Origin of the sequence: Mesorhizobium sp. M1338 (genome assembly GCF_040318045.1) — a bacterium.
Lineage (GTDB): Bacteria > Pseudomonadota > Alphaproteobacteria > Rhizobiales > Rhizobiaceae > Mesorhizobium.
Genome location: NZ_JAMYLL010000070.1, coordinates 1 through 21,391, shown reverse-complemented (window position 1 = coordinate 21,391; position 21,391 = coordinate 1). Strand labels below are relative to the sequence as shown.

Here is a 21,391-nt window from a genome sequence, read left to right as displayed (position 1 = left end):
GCCTCGGGTCCACACACGACATAGGCGACAAGGTGCTTGTCGCCGGCCCGGTCCTGGCGCGCCACCACCACCGCCTCACGCACCCAGGCATGCTCGCAAAGCCGCGCCGCGATCTCGCCCGGCTCGATGCGGAAGCCGCGGATCTTCACCTGGTCGTCGTTGCGGCCCAGGAACTCCAGATTGCCGTCCGCCAGATAACGCGCCAGATCGCCGGTCTTATACAGCCGATCGCCTTCCACAAAGGGACTGGCGATGAACCGCTCGGCCGTCAGATCGGGCCGGTTCAGGTAGCCACGCGCAACCCCCGCCCCGCCAATGTAAAGCTCCCCCACCGCCCCGAACGGGACGGGCGCGCCATGACCGTCCAGCAGGTACACCCGCGTGTTCGCAATCGGACGCCCGATCGGGACAACTGACCCATCAAAGTCATCGGGACAACTCCAAACCGTCGCGCAGACTGTTGCTTCGGTCGGGCCATAGGCGTTGACGATAGATGCCGAGGCCAGACTTCGGACGAGTTCAGCTTTCGGCAGTTCGCCAGCAAGAATGAGAACTTGCGATGCCAAACATCCCGGATCCCTGCTTGCCTGAAGCAAGGCTGGAGGTAATGTCGCATGGGTTATGGCTTCGCTTCGCAGGTAATCCGATAGCTTGTTACTCGCCTGACGGAGCTCGTCCGCCGGCAAGTGTAATGCGGCGCCTGAGCCAAACGCCATGACAAGCTCCCAAGCACTTGCATCAAAGCCGAAGGAGGCGAACTGCACAACACGGCTATTCGAACAGACGCCAAAAAGCCCGATCTGAGCCAACCCGAGATTGACCAGACTTCCATGCTCGACCATGACGCCCTTTGGGGTTCCGGCGGAGCCTGAGGTGTAGATGACATAGGCGAGATGGCGCGCGGTCAGGCCAATGGCGCGCGGCTCGGGATCGCAGGCGGGCAATTCGGCCCAGGCTGGTGTCGCCGTCTCCAGATCGACCACGCTCACATTGGCCAGCGCCTCGGCGCCGAGCGCAGCGCGGCCGGCCGCGTCGCAAAGCAGCAGCTTGGGTGCGGCATCATCGAGAACCTGCCGCAACCGCACCGAAGGATAGGCCGGATCGAGCGGCAGATAGGCGCCGCCGGCCTTGAGGATCGCCAGCACACCAAGCACCATCGCCGGGCTGCGCTCCAGGCAGATCGCCACCGGCTGATCCGGCTTTACACCCAAGGCGATCAGATGGTGGGCCAGCCGGTTGGCCTGGGCATTGAGCTCGCCATAGCTCAGGCGCTCGTCCTCATAGACTACCGCCACCGCATCGGGGGCCTGGCGCACCTGCGCCTCGAACAGCTCGTGGATGCACATGTCCAACGGATAGGCCGCCGCCGTCCGGTTCAACTCCTCCAACAGGTAGGTGCGCTCGTCAGCCGGCAGGATGTCCAGATCGCGCACTGGCCGGCCTGCATCGGCCAGCACACTATGCAACAATGTTTGTAAGTGCTGAGTCATGCGGTCGATCTGCTCCGGTGCCAATCGACTTGCATCAAAATGCCATCGAAAGCTCCCATCCAGAGCGCAAAGCTCGAATGTCAGCAAATCACCGGATAGGGTTGTCTCAGAACTCGCGTTCGAAGCTAGATCGCCAGCGGCAGAACAGCTATCTGCTGTAATCGTGATGCCAATCGGCCAGGGCAGGTGCGACCGTAGCGCCTCCACACCTCGCACTGTCCGGCAGCGCGCGATAAGATCCCGGGCAAAGCTAGCGTGCGCCCTCAGCTGAGCGCATTCGCCCGCCACAGCTTTGCGCATTTCCTCAAAATCATGTGCAAGATCAATGGTAACTTCCATCGGGACGACAGAGGCGATCAACACCTCCACCGCTTTGGAGCCAGCTTGTGATTCATCCGATGCAGGCGTCCATCCCAGTTGAAGCTCTGTTTCACCCGTGATGCGGGCGAGATAGATCAGCCAAGCCGTTACCAAGTAGTCCGTGCGATCGAGTGGGGACAGCTTAGCCAAAGCACTCGGAATGAACCACGAACTCGACTGCCACCTAGGCTGTGCCACAGCCACGGACGACGACAAGAAAGGAAACTGCAATCTTCTAAACTGCTCAAGCCGCTGTCGCCAAAAATCCTCTGAAGGCGCCAGCAATTCATGGGCGGCAGTTATGCTCTGCGCCTGTTCATCGCTCAAAATTGGCAGGCGATCACCTTCATTCAGATTGGAATGCCTGGCGAGGTCTCGCGCGTCCAGCGCCTGATCATCGGAGCTGCCAAAGCAAACCTCAACATCCTGCGTACCCGTCGCCACCCGCCAGTGGCTGGAGTGGATTTCAAGCAGGCAACCTGCCGGAATGCCCGAGCGTCGAGGCAACACCTCCAGGCGTCTGACTGTGACAACCTCGTCGCCTACGAGCGCCTTGGGCAGACACAATGGATTGGGATGATACGGGCCAAAGTCTAGGGCACGCGTCATCGCTGACAGGTCTTGCGCGGAGCGATCCCATCGCAGACAGCCTGCCGCATCTGGGCGTCGACGTCTCGGAAAATAGCTTCTGTTCACCAGCGCTTGCGGATAGGCGGTAAGCTCTCCCTTCGCCAAACCAGTTAGAAGCTCGCGGAATCCCTCGACAGCGGCCTCATAACATTTAAGGTTCAGGGTCAGTGCCGTATCGGTGGGCGCAATCAGCACTTGGCGCTGAACCACGACGTCACCCGTATCAACACCATCATCGATACGATGCCACGTGATGGCATACTCGCTCTCCTGGGCCAGCAGCGCCCAGGACGTCGCGTGAGTTCCTGCATACCGTGGCAGTGGACCGTCGTGGAAATTGAAAGCACCTTGTCGCGCTCGCCCAAACACGCCCGGTGGCAATATAAGCGGATTGGCAACGGAGAAAATCCAATCCACCGGCTCCGCGTTCAGAAGAGAGCAGAGCTCGTCAACACTCGCAATACACGGGATATTGGCGCGAGCCGCCCAATCCGCGAATATAGCGTCGCCACATAGCACTGCGCGAATGTCGTGGCCCACCTCCGTTGCCAGCTGCGCGCAGCTGATAGCAAGCGTACCATTGCCAACAAAGACGCTGGAGGAGATTGATCGCGCTGCAGGTTGTGGCCTATCCCGATCGCCTGGTTCGCAAGCGCTTGCGCGCTCCGGTGAAGAGTGCGGTGCCATCTTCATCCCTCGGCCAGTCCATCCACTAAGCTGGGCAGTTCCCTCCCCAACCGCCGCGCCACATAGCGGCCTAAACCTGTCACACTGGTTCGGATTTGCTCGGGAGTAACCGCGCTGAATGCTAATCGAATCCGGCAGTCTTGAGAGTTATCCAACGCAAAGAAGCTCATCGGCATAACAATGACATTGTAACACCTTGCACACTCGTCCGCGCTGTCCGCGCCAAATCTGAAAGGAAGATCAAGAGACAGGAAAAAGCCGCCAGAGGGTCGATTCCATCGAATCTGCTCGGGGAAAGGCGAAAACACACTGTCCAGCTGACGCAACATGACGTCGCGATTTGAACGATACCAATCCAGCGCGGGGCGAATCCAGCCACGCAAGCTTACTGCCTGCTCCATCAAGAGTCCCGCTACAATCGCTTGTGTAATATGGCTTGTATTGAGGGTAATGAAACTCTTGCGCTGGACCAGGTTTTCCCAAAGTGCCCGGCAAGCGCGCGCGTCTCCAAATATTGTATCGGGCAGTATCGCAGCTCCCACGCGGACAGCTGGGCTCAAGGTCTTGGAGAATGTGGACAGGTAAATAACACTTCCTGCCTCATCCAAAGCGGCCATCGGAGGGATCTCATCACCTTCATACCGAAATAGCCGATATGGATTGTCCTCCAGAACGATGATCCGATTTCTTGCGCACACTTGAAGAATATCGCATCGTGAGGCCTTATCGAGGACGCGCCCGGTCGGATTGTCAAAATCGGGAATGAGGTATAGAGCGCGGGCCCTCCGACCACTCTGGCGCAATTGTAGGACGGCGAGTTCGACTGCCTCTGCAACGCAAGGCACTGAGTTGCACAATGCTGTAACGGCGACCCTTGCGGCCTTAGCTGCACCGGTCGCACCGATATACGTGGGATTGCAGACTAGGAGCACATCCGCAGCTTCAGGGCACAGCGTCGGGAGGCAGAGTGCGAGCGCTTCCTGGCATCCTGAGGTGATCAGTACGCGATCCGCCCTCGCGGGAACCCCCTCATCAGACCGGACCTGTTGCGCAACGAGTTCGCCGATAATGCCGGCGGTTCGTCCATACTGCAGCAAGTGCGACAATAATCGCCCGCCCCCGTGACCGCCAGCTGAATAGCGTTCATATACGACTAGTGCATTCAACAGCACCTGGCGGTCGAGCTTGTCGAAGAACCGCTCACTCGGTCTGCCAGACGCCAGCGAGACTGCCGAGGGAAACGTGCTCGAGACTTCGTTCAAAAATTTCATGACTGAACATTGCGATCTGTGATCCAACATCGAACCCTGCGTAGGACTATCGGCGAGCTGAGGACCACACCAGTCTCAGAGCGAGGGCATCATTGAGGTCTAAGGGCTCACGCATTTTCACGGCTTATTCGCCAGAATGATCAAGCTGATCAAAAAGGCACCCATCGTTTGATTGATGAATCCATCCTGCGCGCCTGAGTGCATGTCTTCGAAGCTGAGCCGCCTCTCAAAGCGAGAGGACTCGGATCCTATGAAGTTGGCAAACTGCGTCCACGCACACCTAGAGCTGACCGGATTTTTGGTAGTCATGAGACGATTTCTCCTCAACCGCGACCCAGATACACCATGACCGTGCAAGTGCCGTGCCAAAGGAAAATCGTGCCAAAATAATTAAGTGGCGCTACTAAGATGACTAGTGTCCGACATTGTCGGACATTGGACGCAAGCATCTGAGGAAGGCTCGAGTTTGTCGCGCGCGTGCGGGTTGTCGGACAGGACGCTGCCAGGTTCAGGCCAGAAGCTCTAAAGGGGAGCATGAAGAACTGCGGGGCAGTCACGTTGCGGCCGACCAAACGGGCACTTTCCGTGGCGCGGTTCCGGCTCGTTTAGAGAGCCTCCGCCACCAACCGCCCCACAGTTCCTCATGCTCTCCGGATCTGGTGGCACGACACGTAAACGACAACTCCTGAGGCGATCATACCTTGCGCTCCGCGCGCATGATCCTGACCAGACGATCGGGATCCCACTGCTTCAAAGCGCGTGAACCTGACCGGCTTGACCTGCCCCCTGTCAGCGGCGAAACCGCTCCAGACGCCAGCGCCTGTTTTTTCCGTTGGCATGTTAAATGCATGTCATCGACAAACGTGCTCACACTGAGCAGAAATTGGCCCACGACCACGCAAAAATGGACCATTCCCGTACGCGAGGCTACTCATGTGTAATCAGGCTGTTAGCAAGCTTATGGCTTGATCATTAAATTGGCTGCGTCACCTAAACAGAAGGACTCAAAAAAATGACTTATCCCGTGGGTTCGCCGTCTGATGGCTCTCTGAAAGTATCTATCGAGGCAAATGGCCATCATGGCCCTCGATTACACAGCATTGATCACATAGCTTTGGCGGTTCATAAACTAGATGACGCTATCCACCTGTTTCAAGATGTCCTTGGCTTTAAGCTTAGGCGGCGTTTGCATATAAAGGGTAAGAAGACTGCGATGGTGTGTGCGGACATGGTTCGGAACGACATGTGCTTTGTACTTTGCCAAGGCACAGAGCCAGAGTCGCAGGTGTCTCAACTTGTCCAAAATTACGGGGTAGGTCTAGCTCATGTTGCATTAGCTGTCGACGATGTGTCGGCGGCGGTCAATACGCTTAGAGCGCGGGGATTGTCGTTCGACACGACCATTATTGAGGGACCTGGCCTAACACAAGCATTCTCTTCTCGATGCCATAATACGGGGATAAGCTTTGAACTCATCCATCGGAACGGAGAGGAAGCATTTCTTGAAAACAACGTACAAGAGCTTTTCGAGCAGCTTGAGCAGGCTGGAAAATACTGATCGACGAGGTGTGGTCCCTTCGGTTTTTATAGCGATGCTGGTGATCCGACTTCAGGCGCGCCCGCCGGCCTACCAGGGTCCCGCAAGACTGATCGAAGGTGGCATTCCGACAAAAGCGATCGTAGCCTAGTCGCCGTCTCCAAATGCGCCGATCACCTCACTCTCTACAGACTGCCAAAAATCTGCAAGCGGCGAGACATCGCTCTCGACCGTTAGCGCTCAAACAACTCCGTCGAGAACCGGCCCGCCCGATCCTGCGGAACGCGAAGCTCCAGCACCCCGACCCGCGTCACCAGCTTGCGCTCGTAATAGCCGGACCGGTAACTCGTCCGCTCTGCCGTCCGCTCCCCTTTCTCGGCCCCGATCGCCTCCGTCATCTCGGCCTCCAGAGCCTCCTGCACGACAAGCTGCAACGCCTTGCGAAACCCGTCCTCATCCGACAACAGCAACGCTTTCAACTCACTCCTGCTCAGTCTACCTTCTCGATTGGTCATGGCACTTCCCCTTCCACGGGAATCGGTGATTGCAACGTCACCACCGTGCCATGGCAGCTCGCCCCTCAGAGCAAGCGCCGTTCTCTCTCCAAAACTTTTTGCAGAACCTTCAGGACACTATCGTCGTTCCGGCGTAGGAGACATTGCACAGCTCGTATGACCGCGTTCCACCGCCTCCTAAGCAGCAAATCGTTTCTTTGATTTCAAGATAAGGCAAACCATGCAATCACCCCCTTGATGTCAGGTCCCTGTCAGGAACTTCACGTAAATCTAACAACGGTCGCGTCGTGAACCCAACCAAGATGCCGCTGCCTGGTTCAAGGGATGGGTCGGGACCGGGGTATAGTAGCGCGCGTAGCGTCGCTCGCCGGCTTGGTGGGTCATTCCACCAACGCTCCGATTCGTGCACGGTTTTCGGAACTGAGCGACGACGTGGCAGCGAGTTCCGCGGATCTCCCAACGTCCAACATGCGATCGGCGACGGCGTCGCGCACCTCCTCGTCATGGAAGATGCCAACGACGGCTGTGCCGCGTGCCTTGGCCTCGCAGATCAATTCAACCACCGTTTGCCGGTTGGCGGCATCGAGAGACGCAGTCGGCTCATCGAGAGCAGGATCGGATAGTCGACGATGAAGCCACGGGCGATGTTGACGCGCTGCTGTTCGCCGCCGGAAAAGGTGGCGGGCGCCAGGGACCAGAGGCGTTCCGGGATGCGCAGCCGGGTGAGCAGGTTTTTGGCGCGTGCCTTGGCCTCGTCGACCGGCATCCCGTTGGCGACTGCCGGCTCAGTGACAACGTCAAGAGCAGTGACGCGCGGAACGACACGAAGGAATTGGCTGACATAGCCGATGGTGCTGCGGCGGATCTCAACGACCTCCCAAGGCTCTGCGGCCACAAGGTCGACAGGCTGGCCAAGGTGCTCCAATAGAATCTGCCCGGCGTCCGGCTTGTAGTTAGCATAGAGCGAGCGCAGCAGCGTCGACTTGCCGGCGCCGGACGGCCCGCGCAGGCAGACGCATTCGCCGGCATTCACCGCAAGGCCGATATTGTTGAAGACGGGAAGCACGATTCCGCCCTGCGCATGCAATGTGAAGGACTTAAAAAGACCGACGGCGCGAAGAGCAGGGTGCTTACGTGCTGGTTCCATTGGATGTCCTCTTGAGGAAACGCAAGTTTCTATTCAAGTCAAAAGACCTGTCGGCCCTTGTTCCAGACTCTTCGAACGATGGGGGTGTCCGTAATCTCGATCACGTGGCAGAGATCAGCCCGCGTCCCGATTTTGATGGCGCCGCGATCGGCAAATCCTACAGCTGAGGCCGGAGTCAAACTCGCGGTCGAGATCGCATTCGACAGACTCATGCCAATTGGATCTCGAGTGAGTTGGAAGGCTGCATGCATCAAGCTCGCAGGAACGTAGTCGGAGGCAAGAATGTCGAGGTGACCCGTCGAAGCCAGCTCCCGAGCGCTCACATTTCCCGAATGAGAGGTTCCTCGCACGACATTCGGCGCTCCCATCAGAACACGAACGCCAACTGATTGAGCCGCCTCAGCGGCAGCCCGCGTCGTCGGGAATTCAGAAATCAACACACCAGCGGCGTCTGCTTTGTACACATGATCGGGTGTCTCATCGTCGTGGCTGGCGACAGGAAGTTGCCGAGCGCGGGCAAGAGCGATGATCTTCTGTTGATTTTGGGGGCCGATCGTCCGGGACGCATCGATCCATTCGGCTATTCGTCGATCAGCATCTTCTTCCGACCAGCCGTACTGTTTGATCTGCGTCTCCCGGAATCGGCTGAGTTGAGGCGACTGGCGATGACCTGGTGCATGGTCCATCACCGAGACAAGTTTGAGCAGCGGATTATCGGCCAGTGGTTCGAGGCTCGAGACCACTTCTTCGTCCGTAACCTCACAACGCAGATGCAGGAAGTGACCCACGCGGAGCAGGCCCAGATCCTGGGCGTGCCTGATGCCGTCGATGAGAAGTGGCAGAATGCGAGCCCGGTCATCCTTCTTGGAGTTATCGCGGGTTGTCGATCCTATGCAAAGCGAGTCAAAAACCGTCGTAATGCCCGCTGCGGTCACCAGGGCGTCATGGGCCGCCACTGCCGCAAGGCGGTTCCAGATCACATCGGGGCGAGGCAGGGCATGTTTTTCCAGATTATCGGTGTGGAGATCAATAAGCCCAGGCGTCAAGTAACCGCCGTTAAGGTCGATCGCTCCGGGGACTGCACTTCGCCCAGGGCTAATGTCTTCGATGCTGCCGTCCACGATGTGGATGGTGCCGTCATAGGTCTCGTTGGGCAAGACTAACCTTGCGCCGGTCAATGTCAGTTCATTCATGCCATGTTTCTTCGCTTCACCATTAGAAGCGATGCTGCTTTCAACGAACATCAGAGCACCGAAGAGACGAGAAGTTGCGTGTAAGGATGGTGTGGATCGTCGAGAACTTGGTCTGTGAGGCCAGTCTCGACAATGTTACCCCGCCGCATCACGATGATGCGGTGTGCTAACAGGCGGGCGACGGAAAGATCATGCGTGACTAGAACGACTGCAACACCGATGTTCATGACCAACCCTCGCAACAGATCGAGAAGCCGCGCTTGAACGGACACATCGAGGCCGCCCGTTGGTTCGTCCATGAAAACAAGGCGCGGCTTAGTTACCAGGATTCTGGCGATCTGCAGACGTTGCTGCATGCCGCCGGAAAAGGTCTTTGGACGGTGATCGGTGCGCGAAAGATCAATCTCGACCCTGCCCAGCCACTCTTGAGCCTCCTTTCGTATGTGACCGTAGTGCCTTGCACCGATGCCCATCGGCCGCTCTCCAATGTTGCCACCGGCGCTGACGTTCATTCTCAGTCCATCCCGCGGGTTTTGATGGACCAGCCCCCAGTCGGTTCGCATCAGCTTGCGCCGCTCCGGCTCTGTGAGGGACAGAACATCCGTTGGTCCCTTGTCGTGCATTTCATACAAGACAGAGCCTTTGTCCGGCGCCATTCCTCCGGAAAGGCAGTTGAGCAAGGTCGATTTCCCGGACCCCGACTCTCCGACGATGGCGATGATCTCACCTGGGAACAGTTCGAATTCGAAAGATGGCGAACGGAAAGAAGCGGCTGGCGACGAGCGGGCGTCATCGTGGTTGTTGCTCCCATCATGACTGGGATACCTTCGAATTGTTCGGGGAGGAGAGCGGTCCGCTTGTGTCGCCGAGGGCAGGGCCCTCATGCCCGTGTTCCCGTCGCGCCGAGCAGTAGTCGGTGTCCGAGCAGACGAACATCCGATGCCCCTTGTCATTCATCACGATCTCGTCGAGATAGCTTTCGGTCGCTCCGCACAACGCGCAGGTTTGTGTCCATCGCTGCTCACGGAAGGGATGGTCATCAAAATCGAGGCTCCGAACCTCGGTATAAGGCGGGACGGCGTAAATCCGCTTTTCGCGACCGGCACCGAAAAGCTGAATGGCTGGATTGTTACATATCTTTGGATTGTCAAACTTGGGAATGGGTGATGGCGACATCAGGTATCGCTTATTCGTCATCACGGGGTAGCTGCTCGTTGTGGCAATATGGCCAAAACGGGCGATGTCCTCGTAAAGCTGAACGCTCATCAGACCGTATTCCGAATAAGCATGCATTTTACGCGTTTCCGCTTCCCTCGGTTCCAATCGGCGCAATGGCTCGGGCCACGGCACGTGATAGACAACTATTTGTCCTTCTTTGAGAGATGTCTCGGGCACGCGATGACGGGTCTGGATAATCGTGGCCGCACGGGTCTGTTCCGTTGTTGCGATGCCAGCGACTCGCTTGAAAAATCGACGGATCGACACGGCGTTCGTCGCATCGTCGGCACCCTGGTCGATCACCTTTAGTGTGTCGTCAGGCCCTATGACACTGGCCGTCAGTTGGATGCCACCCGTCCCCCATCCATAGGCGAGAGGCATTTCGCGGCCGCCAAATGGAACCTGAAGGCCGGGAACGGCCATCGCTTTGAGAATGCATCGCCGGATCATCCGCTTAGACTGCTCGTCAAGGTAAGCGAAATTGTACCCGTCCCGAAAATCGTCCAGACTTTGAAAGCTGCCAAGAACAATTTGCAGCGCCTTATGACTGCCGCGGATGAGGCCGAGGCGAAGAGGAAAAGAGAGCGAGAGGAAGAGTGGGAGGTAAGCGCGAATTTCCCCGCACCTTTTGCTGTTGAGTGCTCTGATGCATGCAGGTGTCCACCAAAATAGGTGGACACCAAGTGATGGAAGAAGATGAGCAGAAACTGCGGGTAAGGCTTGTCGGTCGGGACGGGCGACGCCGATACGACCCCGCATCGAAGGAGCGTCTTGTCTCGGCCTGCCTTGAGCCTGGCGTGTCGGTATCCGCGCGCGCCTTCCTTGAGCGGACACTGCTCCCGCAGGAGCGCTCGAAAATCCTGCGAAAATGGTTCGAGCTGATCATCGCCGCCAAAGACGACCTCGCTCTGCTGATGACCTTGGAACAGGGCAAGCCATTAAAGGAGTCGCTTGGCGAGATCGACTATGCCGCCTCCTTCGTCGAGTGGTATGCCGAGGAAGCAAAACGCCTCAACGCCGAGAGCGTCACCAGCCATCTGCCCGGGGCCGAGATGATGGTGCGGCGCGAGCCACTCGGCGTCGTCGGCATCGTCACGCCATGGAACTTTCCGTCGGCGATGATGACCCGCAAGGCGGCCGCGGCCCTTGCCGCGGGCTGCACCATCGTCGCGCACCCATCCTCGGAAACGCCGTTGTCGGCGCTTGCGCTGGCCGAACTCGGCGAACGTACCGGCCTGCCCGCCGGCGTCTTCAATGTCGTGACCGGCAAGGCGGCAACGATCGTCGGCCGGATGTGCGATGACCCGCGTGTCCGCGTCATGAGTTTTACCGGCTCGACCGAGGTCGGCCGGTTGATCGCGGCCCAAAGTGCGCCGACGATGAAGCGGCTGGTGATGGAGCTCGGCGGCCATGCGCCGCTGATCGTCTTCGCGGACGCGGATCTCGACAAAGCGGTGAGCATCGCCATCGACGCCAAATTCGCCACGTCAGGCCAGGATTGCCTCGCGGCCAACCGCATCTATGTGCAGCGGCCGCTCTATGACCGGTTCTGTGCCGCCTTCGCGCGCCGCGTCAAGACCTTGCGGATCGGCAACGGGCTTGCCGACGATACCGACATCGGACCGCTGATGCACGAGCGGGCCGTAAAAAAGGTCGAGGAGCAGGTTGCTGACGCGCTTGCCCGCGGCGCGCGCTGCCTTGCCGGCGGCAAGCTTCACGCGGCTGGATCGCTGTTCTATCAGCCCACATTGCTAGCCGACGTGCCCGATGAAGCGCTGATCATGCGCGAGGAGACTTTTGGTCCGGTCGCCGCCGTGACGCCGTTCGACAACGAGGACGAGGCGATCACCCGCGCCAATGCCACCGAATATGGCCTCGTCGCCTATGTCGTGACCGAGAACGGTGCCCGCCAGCAGCGCATGGGCCGCGCGCTCGACTACGGCATGGTCGCCATCAACCGCGTCGAGATCACCGGCGCGCCGATCCCGTTCGGCGGCGTCAAGCAATCCGGCATTGGCCGCGAAGGCTCGCGCCACGGCTTAGAAGCCTTCACAGACCTCAAATACGTTTGTCTCGATCTGGCCTAAGCTGCGCCGAGAGTGCCCTCTTTTCAGGAGACAGAAAAGATGCTCGATCAGTCCAACGAACTCGCCGCCTGGGATCGCGGCCACTTCTTCCATCCCTCGACGCATATGGGCACGCACGCGCGGGGTGAAAGCCCGACGCGCATCATGGCCGGCGGCGAAGGCGTCACCGTCTGGGACAACAATGGCAGGAAGAGCATTGATGCCTTCGCCGGCCTATATTGCGTCAATGTCGGCTATGGCCGCCAGAAGATCGCCGACGCCATCGCCGCCCAGGCAAGAACCTCGCCTACTACCACGCCTATGTCGGCCACGGCACCGAGGCCTCGATCACGCTGGCCAAGATGATCATCGACCGCGCGCCCGCGGGGATGTCGAGGGTCTATTTCGGCCTGTCGGGTTCGGATGCCAACGAAACCAACATCAAGCTAATCTGGTACTACAACAATGTGCTGGGACGGCCGGAGAAGAAGAAGATCATCTCGCGCTGGCGCGGCTATCATGGCTCGGGCGTGATGACCGGTTCGCTGACCGGGCTGGACCTGTTCCACAACGCCTTCGACCTGCCGCGCGCGCCGATCCTGCACACCGAGGCGCCCTACTACTTCCGCCGCGCCGACCGCTCGATGAGCGAGGAGCAGTTTTCGCAGCATTGCGCCGACAAGCTCGAGGAGATGATCCTGGCCGAAGGCCCCGAAACCGTCGCTGCCTTCATCGGCGAGCCGATCCTCGGCACCGGCGGCATCGTGCCGCCGCCGGCCTTCTACTGGGAGAAGATCCAGGCTGTGCTGAAGAAATATAACGTGCTGCTGGTCGCCGACGAAGTGGTGACGGGCTTCGGCCGGCTGGGCACCATGTTCGGCTCCGACCATTACGGCATCAAGCCAGACCTGATTACAATCGCCAAAGGCCTAACCTCGGCCTATGCGCCGCTCTCGGGCGTCATCGTCGCCGACAAGATGTGGCAGGTGCTGGTCGAGGGTTCCGACAAGCTCGGCTCGCTCGGCCATGGCTGGACCTATTCGGCGCATCCGATCTGCGTTGCCGCCGGGGTCGCCAATCTCGAACTGATCGACGAGATGGACCTTGTGACAAATGCCCGGGAGACCGGCGCCTATTTCCGCGCCGAGCTGGCCAAGGCTGTCGGCGGCCACAAACACGTCGGCGACGTGCGCGGCGACGGCATGTTGGCTGCGGTCGAGTTCGTTGCCGACAAGGACGACCGGGTGTTCTTCCACGCCTCGCAAAAGATCGGGCCGCAGGTGGCGACAGCGCTTGCCGCGAGCGGCGTCATCGGCCGCGCCATGCCACAGGGCGACATCCTCGGTTTCGCGCCGCCGCTTTGCCTGACCCGCGAGGAAGCCGACATCGTCGTGTCGAAGACGGCCGATGCGGTGAAGAGCGTGTTTGCCACTCGTTAAAGGCATGCGGGCCAACCCTAGAGAACACCGTTTGGGGTTTCGATTGCAGCTAGACCCCTGCTCTATCAGATCGCTATTGGGGAAACCCGTGAGCAGAGCATGTTTTTGGTCTCCGGATACATTGCCTAAGAGGTGTTTTGCATCTGATGTCCGATAATTGCATTATCGTTCGTTTACGCGTTAGAGTGGGAGATGGCCCAAATAATCGCGCAGAAGCCCAAAAATCTTGCATGAGGGCTCCGTATCGTCCCGCAGCACGGGGGCCGATGTCGATCAACCCGCAGTGCGGACGTCGGCCGGCGACCTGCCTGATATTGTCGATGTTGTGCTCCTATGAGCCAGACTGCGGACGATCCCGAGAATGGCGAAAAGCCCCCTGCCCCGCTGCCGGCGTCCGGTTCGGAGTCAACGTTTGGCCTGCCGGCGCATCTGGGAAAACTCGCCGATCGCGCCCGCGACTACGTTGAGGCGGCTAGCTCCGCCAACACCCGGCGCGCCTACGCCGCCGACTGGAAGCATTTTTGCGCCTGGGCGCGCCGCCAGAACATCGAGGTGTTGCCGCCCGATCCTCAGACCGTCGGCCTTTACATCACCGCGCAAGCCTCGGGATCTGGTCGGGACAAAAGATCGGTGGCGACCATCGAGCGCCGTCTTTCATCGCTGACCTGGAACTATACGCAGCGTGGCCAGCCGCTGGACAGGAAAGACCGCCACATTGCCACCGTGCTGGCCGGTATCCGCAACACCCACGCCTCCCCTCCCCTGCAGAAGGAAGCCATTCTCCCGGAAGACCTAGACGCTCGATCGCGGCACGCTGCGCGGCCTGCGCGATCGCGCCATGTTGCTTTTAGGCTTTGCCGGCGGACTGGGGCGCTCGGAAATCGTCGGGCTCGACGTTGCCAGGGATCAGACGGAGGACGGCCGCGGTTGGGTCGAGATTTTCGACAAGGGTATTTTGGTGACGTTGCGCGGTAAGACCGGCTGGCGCGAGGTCGAGATCGGTCGTGGCTCCTCCGATGCCACCTGCCCGATGGTCGCCCTGCAGACCTGGCTGAAACTCGCACGGATTGGGCACGGACCGCTATTTCGACGCGTCACCAGCCAAGGCAAGGCTGTCGGCGCCGAGCGATTGAACGACCAGGAGGTGGCGCGGCTGGTCAAGCGCGCGGCGCTCGCTGCCGGCGTGCGCGATGACTTGTCAGAAGGTGAACGCGGCCAAAAGTTTGCCGGCCATTCGCTGCGCGCTGGCCTGGCCTCCTCGGCCGAGGTCGACGAGCGCTATGTACAAAAGCACCTAGGCCATGCCTCGGCGGAAATGACCCGCCGCTACCAGCGGCGCAGAGACAGGTTCCGCGTCAATCTCACCAAGGCATCAGGGCTGTAGGGCGTCCAAACGCCCCTCCCCTGCCATTCTGGCATACCTCTCCCAAATTCGTGCGTTGGGTGCCAATAGCTCAATAGCTGATTGCGCTGACCAATTTCGCCGGCCCGTCCTTGCAAATCAGGAATTGCACTCCGTAATTGCGAGGATGATCAAGCCCCCTCGAAACGGAACTTGCCGAACTGATAGACACCATCCCAGCGGTCGCGCTGATTGGGCCACCATATCGGCAAGACTACGGTTGCGTTCGAAATTGCCGAGACACGGCCGTAGATCGATGCGGACATAGCCGGAGCTCTACCTTGCCGAGCATGAGGACGAGTTGGTGATCCTCGATGAGGTTCATCGGCTTCCCAACCTCTCCCAGAATCTTCGTGGCTTGATCGACCGCGATCGCCGCACCGGCAAGAAGACAGAGCGCTTTCTGCTGCTTGGGTCCGCTTCCATCGATCTCCCAGGCAGACAGGCGAGACGCTCGCCGGCCGCATCGCTTATCTTGAGATGCATCCGGTTGACGGACTGGAGGTGCCGGCCGAACAGTTGAACCCTTGTGGGTGCGCGGCGGCTTTCCCGACAGCTTTCTGGCGGCGAGCGCCCGCGCCAGTCAGCGGTGGCGGCAGGCGCCCGCCCGCCCGCCCGGGTTGCGTTCCCCAAAAGACAAGCCGCCCTTCGCAGAGTTGCTTGCTAGGTCGTCGTGCTGACTGGGCTCAAGACCGTTCCTCGAGATGCGGCAAGATTAGCTTGCGCATTCGATCCGAATCCTGCCGGATCGTGGCCTGCGGATGACGACGTGCGAGTGCAGGAGCTGGGAGCGATTGGGGGCGCAGTTCGACAGAGTGGGCTGGGCTTGCCGAGTCCGCTGACCGGCCAAGGTAATGCGGTATGGCCGGCTCGAAGAAGCAGTCGTCAGATAGCGGCCGTGCAGTGTCCGCGTGAGGTGGACGAGCATGCCTTCACGCACTTGCCGTCCGCAATTATACCCGGCAAGGTTCCGATCTCCTGCGCCACACCATTGACTCGTGGATGACGCGAGAGAGTACCCGGTCGGCCAATCGTTCGCTGCGCTGCGCCGCTCTATAGTCCGCAACGACATCGTCGAGCCGGGACACCGATAAGCCGGCATAGCCGGCGAACATCGCGACGGAGGTGTGCGTACTTGGGAGCATTTCCCAGGCGGGAATTGCTTGGAGATATGCCGACAAAGGTTCTCGCAGTGGCCAGGACCCTTTTTTGTCGAGGCGCAGACCGCACATCCTGCGTCGCGGCAAGGAAGCCTGCCTGCGAAACGTATAACTGCCTATGAGTCGGATTAGAGGTGACTAGCGGCTGGGTTTCACGTGGAGTCGAATTGAGGCGGCAAAGTTGACCGCAGTCAACTTTCCGAAAACGGGGCCTGTTAACCTTTCGTTAACATTAAAATTCTTGCCGGATCGAAAGAATCGGAGCTACATGCGGTTAGTGGGCCGGAGTGGGCTTAAAATCGCATGTGCGGGATGTTTCGATGAATATGAAGCCGACGCTCCGTGAAGAGATCGCAGAGGTCGATGTGCTGTTGACCGAGCAGGCTCGTGAGTTGTCTGCCATGCTTCACGAGCATCGGCTGGAAATGTTCCCTCCAAACGCCCAGAAAACTCTCCGGCCACTCCAGTTGTCGGAGGCCGCTCAATATCTCGGCGTAACAAGCGGGTACCTGAAAAATTTGTCACTCGAAGGCAAAGGACCACAGCCGATAGTAACACCGTCAGGCCGTCGCTCCTACACCGCCGATCAGCTACTGGAGATGAGGCATTTCCTCGACAAAAACAGTCGGACGATGGCGAAATATGTTCCCCATCGTCGCGGGATCGAACATTTGCAGATCATTGCGGTAGTAAATTTCAAAGGCGGCTCCGCCAAAACGACGACGGCCGCCCACCTGTCGCAGCATCTGGCGCTTACGGGACATCGCGTGCTCGCCATCGACCTCGATCCTCAAGCCTCGCTCTCTGCCCTGCACGGTTTTCAACCCGAAATCGATCATAACGAATCCCTCTACGAATCCCTCCGCTACGATGACCAACGAAAGCCGCTATCAGCGCTTGTTCAGAAGACGAATTTCCCAGGTCTCGACATCGTTCCTGCGAACCTCGAGCTGCAGGAGTTCGAATACGACACCCCCCTCGCCCTGTCGCAGAAAGACGGGTCCATGGGACGCATCTTCTTTGGGCGGCTCGACGACGCATTGGCTGACGTGGCAGAAAACTATGATGTCGTCATCATCGATTGCCCTCCACAGCTCGGCTACCTGACGCTGACGGCGCTTTCTTCGTCGACGGGCATTCTGATCACCGTGCATCCGCAAATGCTTGATGTGATGTCGATGTGTCAGTTCCTTTTGATGATGGGCGAGGTCATGGGTACCCTGAAGCGAGCGGGTGCGAATATGCGGCTTGATTGGCTGCGGTATCTCGTGACCCGCTACGAGCCGACAGACGGACCTCAGAGCCAGATGGTCGCCTTCATGCGTTCGCTTTTCAAACAGCATGTACTCGTAAACGAGATGCTCAAGAGCACGGCCATTTCCGATGCCGGGATCACAAAGCAATCACTCTACGAGGTCGACCGCGCCCAATTCACGCGTTCAACCTATGACCGTGCAATGGAATCCCTGCAGCGGGTGAATACCGAGATCACGGGCCTGATCCACAGGGCATGGGGTCGATAATGTCCAGAAAGAACCTGCTGAGCTCGCTGACGGACCGAAAGTTGACTGCAGTCAACTCGGCTCCCGTCGCGGAAAATTCCGTCACTGCAATGCCGCCAGCGCTTGAGCGAAACCGGAGCCGGGGAGCCTTCGGGGCGATTACAAGGTCGATCGACGAGTTGGCCGAGAAGGCGCAGGCAGCCAAAGAATTCGAAACCCGGCTTCTCGAAGGCGAGACCGTTGTCGATCTCGATCCCGACATAATCGATGTCTCGTTCGTCGCCGACCGCATGGACGACGACAAGGAAGGCTTCGAAGAACTGGTGGAAGCCATCCGACAGCGGGGGCAGGACAGCCCAATCCTAGTGCGACCGCATCCCGGAGTGGGCGGCCGTTACATGACCGTCTTCGGCCATCGGCGGACACGAGCGGCCAAATTTCTCGGAAGACCAGTGAGGGCCGTCGTCAAGGATCTTGGCGACAAAGACCACGTGATCGCACAGGGGCAGGAGAACAGCGCGAGGGCGGATCTCTCGTTCATTGAGAAGGCCGTCTTTGCCAGCAACCTGGAGCGCAATAGGTACGATCGCGACGTCATCATGGCAGCACTGTCTGTCGACAAGACCGTTGTCTCGAAGATGATATCGGTCACCAAGGACATTCCGGACGAAATCATCAAAGCTGTCGGATCTGCCAAGAACAGCGGCCGAGACCGTTGGTATGACCTCGCCAAGAAAATCAGGGTAGGTGGTGTGTCTGTCAGGGAGCTCATTGGCTCTGCCGATTTCAAGGCTGCTACCAGCGACGACAGGCTAGAGATATTAGCTCGACATCTGTCAGCAACGAGCGCGGGCAAAGAGACGACGCTTGCTCAAAAGGCGTCGACCAAGTCCTGGGTTCCTGATGACAAATTAATTAGCGTTACCCTGAAGAAGACCGCGAAAAAGGCCACTGTCACTTTGGAATCCGCTGACGGGCCGCTTTTCGCCGAGTTCATCGCCGGGCAACTGGACGACCTCTATAAGGCCTTCCGGAAGTCCAACATGGAAGCCGCAGGAGAATAGACACCGCAAAAGAAAAAGGCCCCCGAACGAAACCGTCGCGGAAGCCCTTCTCGTGTTCTAGCAAGCCGAGAATCTCATTTCCGTGAATCAGTGTCAAGAGTTTTAAGCGTCGATTCGGCGGACGGATTTCTTTTGCCTAATTGAAGGCGAAGGAAGAATGGAGACGGGTATTGCAACGACGCCCTTTGGGCGGCGGCCGATGTCGCTTGCCATGCTGGCAGCGCAAAACGAGTCACGTGAGATCCCCAAGGGCAGGGTCGTCGACAAATGGCAGGTCTACCGCAACCTCTGCGAGGGCAAGAGCATTGTCGGCATCGGCGATCGCGCTCTGGCCGTCCTGAATGCGTTGCTATCATTCTATCCTGATAGCGAACTGAGTGAGGAAAACAGCCTCATCGTGTTTCCCTCGAACGCACAGCTGTCCCTTAGAGCTCATGGGATGCCCGAACCCACAGTCAGGCGGCACATGGCGGCCCTTGTGGGAAGCGGTTTAATCATCCGTCGGGACAGCCCGAACGGCAAGCGTTACGCGCGGAAGGGCAGGGGAGGGGAGATTGAGGAAGCATTTGGCTTTTCCCTGGCGCCGCTGCTGGCTCGTGCTAACGAGTTCGAGGCGGCGGCTGAGCATGTTCGCGCCGACAAAAGGGCGCTCAGGCTTATGCGCGAGCGGATCACCTTGCACCGCCGTGACATCCACAAGCTGATCGAGGCGGCCGTTGAGGAAGATGTGCCGGGCGACTGGGGAGTCCTGTGGAAGCGTTTCCGCGGCGTTGTGGAGGGAATTCCGCGCCGAGCTTGCATTGCCGGCTTGGAACCTATCGCGGCCGATCTGGCCACGTTGCGTGACGAAGTGGATAACCTGCTGGAAATCCATATGAAATCCACGAATACGAGCGGCAATGACTCCCAAGGTGAGCGGCAGCAATCTGATTCAAATACCGACTCTATTCCTGAATTTGAACCGGCTTTCGAACAAAGCAGGGCGGCGGTCGAGTCAGAACGACGAGCGGCCGAGAAGCCGAGAGGGTATCCGCTCGGGCTAGTCCTGAAAGCTTGCCCGGAAATTGCTGACTATGCAGTCGACGGGATCGGCAACTGGCGCGATTTCATGATAACGACGGCCCAGGTACGCGGATATCTTGGCGTTTCGCCGTCTGCCTATGAGGATGCCTGTCACACGATGGGTCAGGAAACCGCCGCGATCGTGATCGCGTGCATCCTGCAGAGAGCGCAGCACATCAACTCGGCTGGCGGATACTTGCGGGCGTTGACGGAGAAGGCGAGGGGAGGGGAGTTTTCGGTCGGCCCGATGCTGATGGCTGCATTGAAGGCGAATGGAGCGACGGTAAGGATGGCGGGATGACGAAGTTCGAGGAGCTGGTCTGCAGTAGCAATATGGCAAGGTATTTCCTGTCAACGTGTCACGACGCCGAACCGAAATATGATAGCTGGTTGCTTGTTCTGTACGATTGGCAAACCCTGATAACTGGCCTCTTGGCCGTAGTTGCTGCCGTCGTGGGTGGTGGTCTGCTCGTCGTCCAAATCAGAGATCAGCGCCGTCAGTTTCAGGAAGAACGGCGGCAACAGATCAAGGCTACCTTGATCCAGATCCCGCATGCGCTGACGGAGATGAATTCGTACCTTGTTGGCTGCTACGATGCTTGGAAGCGGAAAACGCCTGACGAGAGACCAAGGCCGCCGTCGGAAGCTCTGAAGATCATCATGGATGCCGCGGCCGTGGTCGATGAAGGTTCCTTCAAGAGCATGCAACAGCTGATTGTCAACGCACAGACATTCGAATCCCGAGTGCAGTCTCCGGGCAGGCAGCGGCCGCACAACGTGCTCGACACCATGATCGTGGACATCGCCGAGCTATCGTATTTGACAACCAGGCTCTTCAAGTTCGGACGCATGGACGAGGACACGAAGACCATCCCATACGTTAAGCCAACTCGCGGCGATCTCGAAGAAGTACTTGCCAGAGATTTCGATCTCAAACTGCTGCTCGAAACCGATCCGCTGCTCGCCCGTGTGGAGAGGGCGCTGCGGTTGCGGTTCCCGGGGTCGAGAGCAACTCCCGGGAGCCAATAGACTCCTCAGGAACGGCTGGCACCGTGGAGTTGTGCGATGAGCCTCGCCGCCCGCCCGAGCGTCCGCTCGGCGTCATTGTAGTAGTTGGACGCCTGTTGCACCGAGCGGTGTTGCGACTGCTGCATGGCTTCGGGCAGCGGAATGCCGCGGCGGGCGGTTTCGGTGAGGTAGCCGGAGCGCAGGCCATGGGCGGAAAACGCCGCCGGGTCGAATCCGGCCTCGGCGACGCGGCGCTTCAGGATCAGATTGACGGCCTGCGGCGTCAGGGCGCGTTTTTCTAGGTTGCCCCATCGATCGATGCCGCAGAACACGGCACCTTCGCTAATCCCGGCGCGCGCGAGCCAGTCCTTCAAAACCAACACCGGACGGCCGACGAGCAGCACGAAAGCGTCGCTGTCGGCCTGTGTCGTTTTTGTCCGGCCGAGCCGGATGGACAGACAGAGCAGTTTTTCGCCGTCGGGGTTCTTGGGATCGGTCGGCACCGGGTCTTCTTCGATGATCTGCTCGATCCTGAGCGAAGCAATCTCGCTGCGCCGGCGGCCGCCGGAGGCAAAGGCGGTGATGAGAAGGGCGCGGTCGCGCAGGTCGACGAGACGGTCGCCGGCGCAGGCTTTCAGGA

The 21,391-nt window shown here is 59.1% G+C and carries 12 protein-coding genes and 5 pseudogenes; 9 read left to right on the top strand and 8 right to left on the bottom strand.

Features of this window, described 5'->3' with window-relative positions:
* On the bottom strand, positions 1–2,897 hold a 2,897-nt coding region (locus NKH19_RS30805; protein ID WP_352983513.1), incomplete at its 3' end, for an amino acid adenylation domain-containing protein.
* Between the two features lie 272 nt (positions 2,898–3,169).
* Complete coding sequence (locus NKH19_RS30800) at positions 3,170–4,438, bottom strand: aminotransferase-like domain-containing protein (RefSeq protein ID WP_352983511.1); 1,269 nt, start codon at positions 4,436–4,438, stop codon at positions 3,170–3,172.
* 1,012 nt (positions 4,439–5,450) lie between these two features.
* Between NKH19_RS30800 and NKH19_RS30795 the strand changes: the two genes are divergently transcribed.
* A complete protein-coding gene (locus NKH19_RS30795) occupies positions 5,451–5,996 on the top strand; it encodes a VOC family protein (protein WP_352983509.1) in 546 nt (181 codons plus the stop codon).
* Between the two features lie 215 nt (positions 5,997–6,211).
* On the opposite strand, the pseudogene NKH19_RS30790 reads toward NKH19_RS30795, so the two are convergent.
* From NKH19_RS30790 to NKH19_RS30770, 5 genes and pseudogenes are all read right to left on the bottom strand, one after another.
* A pseudogene (locus NKH19_RS30790) lies at positions 6,212–6,490 on the bottom strand (transposase); the annotation flags it as partial.
* A gap of 380 nt (positions 6,491–6,870) precedes the next feature.
* Positions 6,871–7,637, bottom strand: a pseudogene (gene phnL, locus NKH19_RS30785) (phosphonate C-P lyase system protein PhnL).
* 38 nt (positions 7,638–7,675) lie between these two features.
* Positions 7,676–8,881 carry a phosphonate metabolism protein PhnM gene (gene phnM, locus NKH19_RS30780; RefSeq protein WP_352983507.1) on the bottom strand — a complete coding sequence of 402 codons (1,206 nt, stop codon included), beginning with the start codon at positions 8,879–8,881 and terminating at the stop codon, positions 7,676–7,678.
* Positions 8,881–9,567, bottom strand: coding sequence for a phosphonate C-P lyase system protein PhnK (phnK, locus tag NKH19_RS30775; protein ID WP_352983517.1), 687 nt, complete (start codon positions 9,565–9,567; stop codon positions 8,881–8,883). Before phnK ends, phnM begins: the two co-directional genes overlap by 1 nt.
* 73 nt (positions 9,568–9,640) lie before the next feature.
* Positions 9,641–10,555: an alpha-D-ribose 1-methylphosphonate 5-phosphate C-P-lyase PhnJ gene (locus NKH19_RS30770; protein ID WP_352983516.1), complete on the bottom strand. Its 915-nt coding sequence runs from the start codon at positions 10,553–10,555 to the stop codon at positions 9,641–9,643.
* 242 nt (positions 10,556–10,797) lie between these two features.
* Between NKH19_RS30770 and NKH19_RS30765 the strand changes: the two are divergent.
* From NKH19_RS30765 to NKH19_RS30730, 8 genes and pseudogenes are all read left to right on the top strand, one after another.
* A pseudogene (locus tag NKH19_RS30765) lies at positions 10,798–12,135 on the top strand (NAD-dependent succinate-semialdehyde dehydrogenase); the annotation flags it as partial.
* 39 nt (positions 12,136–12,174) lie between these two features.
* Positions 12,175–13,553 (top strand): annotated as a pseudogene (locus NKH19_RS30760) (aspartate aminotransferase family protein).
* A gap of 283 nt (positions 13,554–13,836) precedes the next feature.
* Positions 13,837–14,937: pseudogene (locus NKH19_RS30755) on the top strand (tyrosine-type recombinase/integrase).
* 322 nt (positions 14,938–15,259) lie between these two features.
* Positions 15,260–15,478, top strand: coding sequence for a hypothetical protein (locus NKH19_RS30750; protein WP_352983504.1), 219 nt, complete (start codon positions 15,260–15,262; stop codon positions 15,476–15,478).
* Between the two features lie 957 nt (positions 15,479–16,435).
* A complete protein-coding gene (gene repA, locus NKH19_RS30745) occupies positions 16,436–17,638 on the top strand; it encodes a plasmid partitioning protein RepA (protein WP_352983502.1) in 1,203 nt (400 codons plus the stop codon).
* Positions 17,638–18,681, top strand: a complete 1,044-nt coding sequence (gene repB / locus NKH19_RS30740) for a plasmid partitioning protein RepB (RefSeq protein ID WP_352983500.1) — start codon at positions 17,638–17,640, stop codon at positions 18,679–18,681. The genes repA and repB overlap by 1 nt, the downstream gene beginning before the upstream one ends.
* 157 nt (positions 18,682–18,838) lie before the next feature.
* Complete coding sequence (repC, locus tag NKH19_RS30735) at positions 18,839–20,044, top strand: plasmid replication protein RepC (protein WP_352983497.1); 1,206 nt, start codon at positions 18,839–18,841, stop codon at positions 20,042–20,044.
* On the top strand, positions 20,041–20,772 hold the full coding sequence (locus tag NKH19_RS30730; protein ID WP_352983494.1) for a hypothetical protein: 732 nt from the start codon (positions 20,041–20,043) through the stop codon (positions 20,770–20,772). The genes repC and NKH19_RS30730 overlap by 4 nt, the downstream gene beginning before the upstream one ends.
* Positions 20,773–20,777: 5 nt before the next feature.
* Here NKH19_RS30730 and NKH19_RS30725 read toward each other — a convergent pair.
* On the bottom strand, positions 20,778–21,391 hold a 614-nt coding region (locus NKH19_RS30725), incomplete at its 5' end, for a site-specific integrase (protein WP_352983492.1).